This is a genomic window from Paraburkholderia sp., from assembly GCF_035656215.1.
Lineage (GTDB): Bacteria > Pseudomonadota > Gammaproteobacteria > Burkholderiales > Burkholderiaceae > Paraburkholderia.
This window is the reverse complement of sequence record NZ_DASRSY010000073.1, coordinates 1-4,992: the sequence shown is the minus strand read 5'-3', so window position 1 is coordinate 4,992 and position 4,992 is coordinate 1. Positions and strand designations below refer to the sequence as shown.

The 4,992-nt window shown below is 60.9% G+C and carries 3 protein-coding genes; 2 read left to right on the top strand and 1 reads right to left on the bottom strand.

Features of this window, described 5'->3' with window-relative positions:
- The coding region (locus tag VFE81_RS04145; RefSeq protein WP_325043379.1) for a type VI secretion system Vgr family protein at window positions 1–2,286 on the bottom strand (2,286 nt) is incomplete at its 3' end.
- A gap of 112 nt (window positions 2,287–2,398) precedes the next feature.
- Between VFE81_RS04145 and VFE81_RS04140 the strand changes: the two genes are divergently transcribed.
- Together VFE81_RS04140 and VFE81_RS04135 are read left to right on the top strand one after the other, a co-directional pair.
- Entirely contained in the window at window positions 2,399–2,551 is a 153-nt protein-coding gene (locus VFE81_RS04140) for a hypothetical protein (protein WP_325043378.1), read from the top strand.
- A gap of 1,386 nt (window positions 2,552–3,937) precedes the next feature.
- Window positions 3,938–4,992 (top strand): molybdopterin cofactor-binding domain-containing protein (locus VFE81_RS04135; RefSeq protein ID WP_325043377.1); only part of this gene is annotated, 1,055 nt, incomplete at its 3' end.

The following is a 4,992-nucleotide window of genomic DNA, read 5'->3' as shown; positions in this document are numbered from 1 at the left end:
CTTGAGCGTCAGGCCGAGTTCGGACAGTAATCGCAGCTGGTCCGCGAGTGCCTGAATATCGATCGCCCCTTTCCCCGCAATCAGTTTCATGCCTGCGCGCTGGACGAACACGCTGATCTTGTCGGCGACGCTCGCCACCAGCGACTTACCGACGGCCCAGTACGTGTCCTTGCCGCTCACGAAGTTCAGGTGTTCATCGGCAACGACTTGCGCTGACGCGCGGGTAGTAAAGCCCATGCTCTCAGGACTCGATCCGAGCATGACCGGTTTGACAAAGCCATTTGCATTTCCCGTCCCGCCACCAGCCGTGTTACCGCCTTTCGCCACGCCCGCCTTGCTGTGTTCGGTCGCCTTCGCGAACTGTGCCAGCGCTTCTCGGCCAGGTTTCAGATCCTCGGCCTTCGCGGCCGTACTCGCGTCGGATAACGACTCGACCAGCAGATCCGCGCGCGCCAGGATCTCGCGCGGCTCGGTGGTATCGAGCGGTTGACCGTCGGCGCTGGTTTGGTGCGTGCTGAAATACAGCCCTTCGCCCGCGTGGACTGCACCTGCATAGTCGGTACGCAGCGTAAAGCCGCTGCCGGTGTACGCGCCACGTGAATTGCCGTCCTGGGCGATCTGGTAACCGACATGGAGCATGCTTACGCCGTGGCTGCTCATGATTTGCATGCGGCTCTGGCCCGTGGAGTCATCCATCACGAACTGGTTATAGCCACCGCCACCGCCGTACTCCTTGGACCGATAGCCAGAAAGCAGGCCGTTCGAATGCCACTGCGGTTTTGCCGCGCCGTTGTACACGCGATGAAGCGCAATCGGGCGGTCGATGTCATTGCCGATGTGCCCAATCAGGAGCTCCTCGCCTGCGCGTGGCATGTGGACGCCACCATAACCATCGCCGGTATCGGACTGCGCGACGCGCACCCAGCACGATGCACGCTCGTCGCCTTCGTTGTGCCGGTCCCAGATGAATAGCACCTTCACCCGGTTCAGTTCATCGGTGTAGCATTCCTCGCCCTTCGGCCCCGCGACAATCGCCGATTCCAGCTTCGCTTCGGGCTTGCGATGATCGAACGGGCTGCGATAGGGCACCGTCGTACGCTGCGCTTCGATGGTGACCCGATAGAACCCCGTGGAGCCGTCCGCTTGCTTCACGGAGAACACCTGGCCAGGATCGTCGGCGCGGGCCTGTGCGATCTGATTGTTCAGGCTGTGCGGGTAATTCGCGTCGTGCCCGGAGAGCGGAAGATTGTTCTCGATGGCCCACTCAACCTCGATGCTCGCGAATTCGCGCTGGTCTGCAGCGTCCTGATCGTGCTCCGGATGATCTGCCAGCGTGAAGCGCCGGCCCGCGTCCATCGCTCGCACGCTACCCACGCCGTGAAAGCGCTTGGCCTGCGACTCCCATTCCTCCATGCGAATCTTCGACAGGTGATCGCCACGTTCCTGTTCTGGGTACGTATAGCCGCCAGTGTATTCATAGACTTCTGTTTGCGAGGACAACGCTCCCTGATTCTCCATCGTCGGAACCGACGTCCCTTTCGGATTGGAGGGCGTCGAAGGACTCTTATAGTCGAAAGTGCGCGTCGACAGCATCACGGATTGCAGTGTCCGTGTGCCTGACCACTGGGTGAGTGCGTCGGCCTCACTGCTCACGCCTGCACGATAAAAACCGACCGTCGCCGGCGAGAGCGGTTCGAGCGTTTCGAGGCGGTCAGTGATGATCAGTGTGTGCGATTTGCCGTCGGCTGCCTGCTGCCAGATTCCAAACAGGCCTTCAGACTCCAGGAGCCGGTGCACGAAGTTCCAGTCGGTCTCGTCCTGCCGGCAATATGAGCGCGTCGGCAGCGGCTTCGACAGCGCGAAACGGTACATCCCCTTCGCCTGTGGGTGCTGGTTGAACACGTCCGAGATAATTTCGTCCGCTGCCTTGTCCTGCCAGTGTCGCTGGTCGCGGCGGAACTTCAGGAAGTGCATCCACGAGGAAAAGCCCAACTGGTAGCTTGTAAGATTTCCGTCTGCTCCCAGCCGGCGAGCCGTATGCACATAGCCGTGACGTGGCAGATAAGACCCATCAGTCTGTTGGATCCAGAGGGTAACGGCTTGGGAGATCAGCGTTTTGAGCTGAACATCGCCCGAGGTGGATACGCAGTCGAGCAGGAAGAAATAATCGCGGCCGATCCGTGAACGCCCGGTGACACGGTGGGGCAACAATACGTTGTTGCCAGCCGGAGTATCCAGTTTTAGAAGACGGCCCTGCTGCGACAGTCCGCCCGTTATTGCCCCGATTACGTCCTGCGTGCTCGTACCGCCTCTCTATCTGATTATTTCTGTTTTCTCGCGCGATTTTACGTATGACGATACCGGGAAAGCAATCTGATAATTATCAGGAATTGCAAAAATGCAAATTGATTTGATGCAAAATGGATATTCAGGCGACTACCAGATCGCAAAAGCATTCATGCAGACTCGGATGCATCGAAGGCAGGTCGTGGTAGCGATGGCGATGTTGCGGTCCGTGCTGTCCGAGGCGATGACGTTGGACGGGCGCTGAGGGCCGGCTCCGGCTGCGGTCTTTCTGGAAGCCGTTTGGCAGGCGCCACCGAGACTGCGGGGGAACCGCAAAACAAATCGGCCGCACGTCCCTGTTGGCGCGAAAGCGACCAATGTGCAAAGAAATACTGTTGGTTTTGACAAAGTGCAAAGATACGCCTGCAAACACGCTCTCGCTTTTGAGGAGTGCCCTCGTGGCGCCACCCGACAAGTGCAAAAAATATGCTAGCGGCATACTGCAAAGATATTCTTCCCGTTTCACCGTCAAACCTGTTGGTTCCAACGAACAATGCCGATGTACATCTCTTGCGTGTCTCATGATCGACACTGCTCCTGTCCGGTTTGCATGACACTGCAAAACACTGCTGGTAGACTCACATTGCCCGAGAAATTTGGGTTTGCCGCGCGCTGAAGACGTACAGAACGGCTACGAGACAAAAGCAAAGGATGGATGCGGGTAGCGCCGCTCATATCTAAGAAGCGTGGAGCCACGGACTATTCAGCAGCACCCGCCATAAGCGGAATTGGTGGGAGAGCAAGAAAGGATGCCCTGTTGGGCAATCGCCAGGAGCGTATCCCGCCGGTCCGGATGAGGACGGTTTCAACAAAAGGTTGATACGCACTAGGAGAGCGGGCAAGCGAACGAGGGGGACAACCCCGCCGAAGTTTTGAGACCGATGCGATGTCGGCCCTCTGCTGCTCAGTCGAGCAATGCAAGGTCGTCTAGGCCAAGACTCGGTTCCGCGGACCTCATCCGACTTGGCTGGTCATCGACCAGTCGGGATCGGAGGCGTTCGCCCGTGAAATCGCTCCTGACAGTAGAACAACTTTCGCAGTATCTGCATAAGTCCGTCGCAAGCATCCGCAGCGACGCGACCCGCAATCCGCAGTCACTTCCACCGATTTGCCGCCTACCGGGCACCAAGCGATTGCTTTGGCGTCTCGAAGACGTAGAACACTGGTTGGCGGCTCATGTCGAGGGCCTGTCTCGCCCAGCGGTCTCGGTTTGCTCCGATGACCTGCGACCACGCCGAGGCCGCCCTACCAAAGCCGAGCAGGTTGCGCGGCAGCGGAGCCAGCATCGCAAGCAAGCCAGCGTCCATCCCACCGAAGCTGCGGCCGAGGTGTGAGCAATGCAAGCCTTTATCGTCGAAGCGACGCCGCTGGTGTCGCCGGGCGAGGCTTGCGATGCGTCTGCATCGACGTATTCGCGCCTTGCGCCACTCAGGCACCGACAATGCGATTTCTTCGTCGCGGACATTCTCGATGCGTCGCCGAAGGACGATCTGGCAAGCATGGAGCACCCGCTTTTCGCCCTGCGCGCTGGCGACCGGCGCATACGTGTGTACGAACGAAAAGAGACTCGGTCATCGCGAAGCACGTCGAGATGGGCCAGGGTGCGTACACCGGCATCGCGACGATCGTCGCGGAAGAGCTGGATGCGAACTGGCAGGACGTGCGTGCCGAAAGCGCGCCCGCCGATGCGAAGCGCTACGCGAATCTCGCGTTCGGTACGATCCAGGGCACGGGCGGCAGTTCGGCGATGGCCAACTCGTGGATGCAATTGCGCGACGCCGGCGCGAAAGCGCGCGCGATGCTGGTCTCCGCCGCCGCTGCGCAGTGGCAGGTGCCCGCGTCCGAGCTGACGACGCGTGACGGCAGCGTTCATCACGCGGCCACGAACCGCACCGCGACCTACGGCTCGCTCGCGTCGGCCGCAGCCCGCTTGCCGGTGCCGGACAAGGTCACGCTCAAGTCGCCTAAGGATTTTCGTTTGATCGGCCATCAACTGCCGCGCGTCGACGTGCCGCCGAAAACCAACGGCACCGCGCAATTCACGCTCGACGTGACGTTTCCCGGCATGCTGGTCGCGCTGCTGCAGCGCCCGCCGCTCTTCGGCGCGACGGTCAAGTCGTTCGATGCGTCGGCTGCGAAAGCGGTGCCGGGCGTCGTCTCGGTCGTACAGGTGCCGGGCGGCGTCGCGGTGGTTGCGAAGGGCTTCTGGGCGGCGAAGCAGGGCCGCGACGCCTTGAAGATCGAATGGGACGATTCGAAGGCCGAAAAGCGCAGCTCGGACGCGATCATGACCGAGTACCGGCAACTCGCCGAGCAACCCGGCGCATCTGCCCGCAAGGAAGGCGATGCGACACAGGCGCTCGCGGGCGCGGCGAAGAAGATTTCCGCCACTTACTCGTTCCCGTATCTCGCTCATGCCCCGATGGAGCCGCTCGACGCCGTCGTCAAGCTCACTGCTGACAGTTGCGAGATCTGGGCTGGCGACCAGTTCCAGACGGTCGACCAGGGCAACGCCGCGCGTACGGCCGGGCTCGATCCGCAGCAGGTGAAGATTCACACGCTGTATGCGGGTGGCAGCTTCGGGCGGCGCGCGAACACCCAGTCCGACTATATCGTCGAGGCCGTGTCGATCGCGAAGGCGCTGGG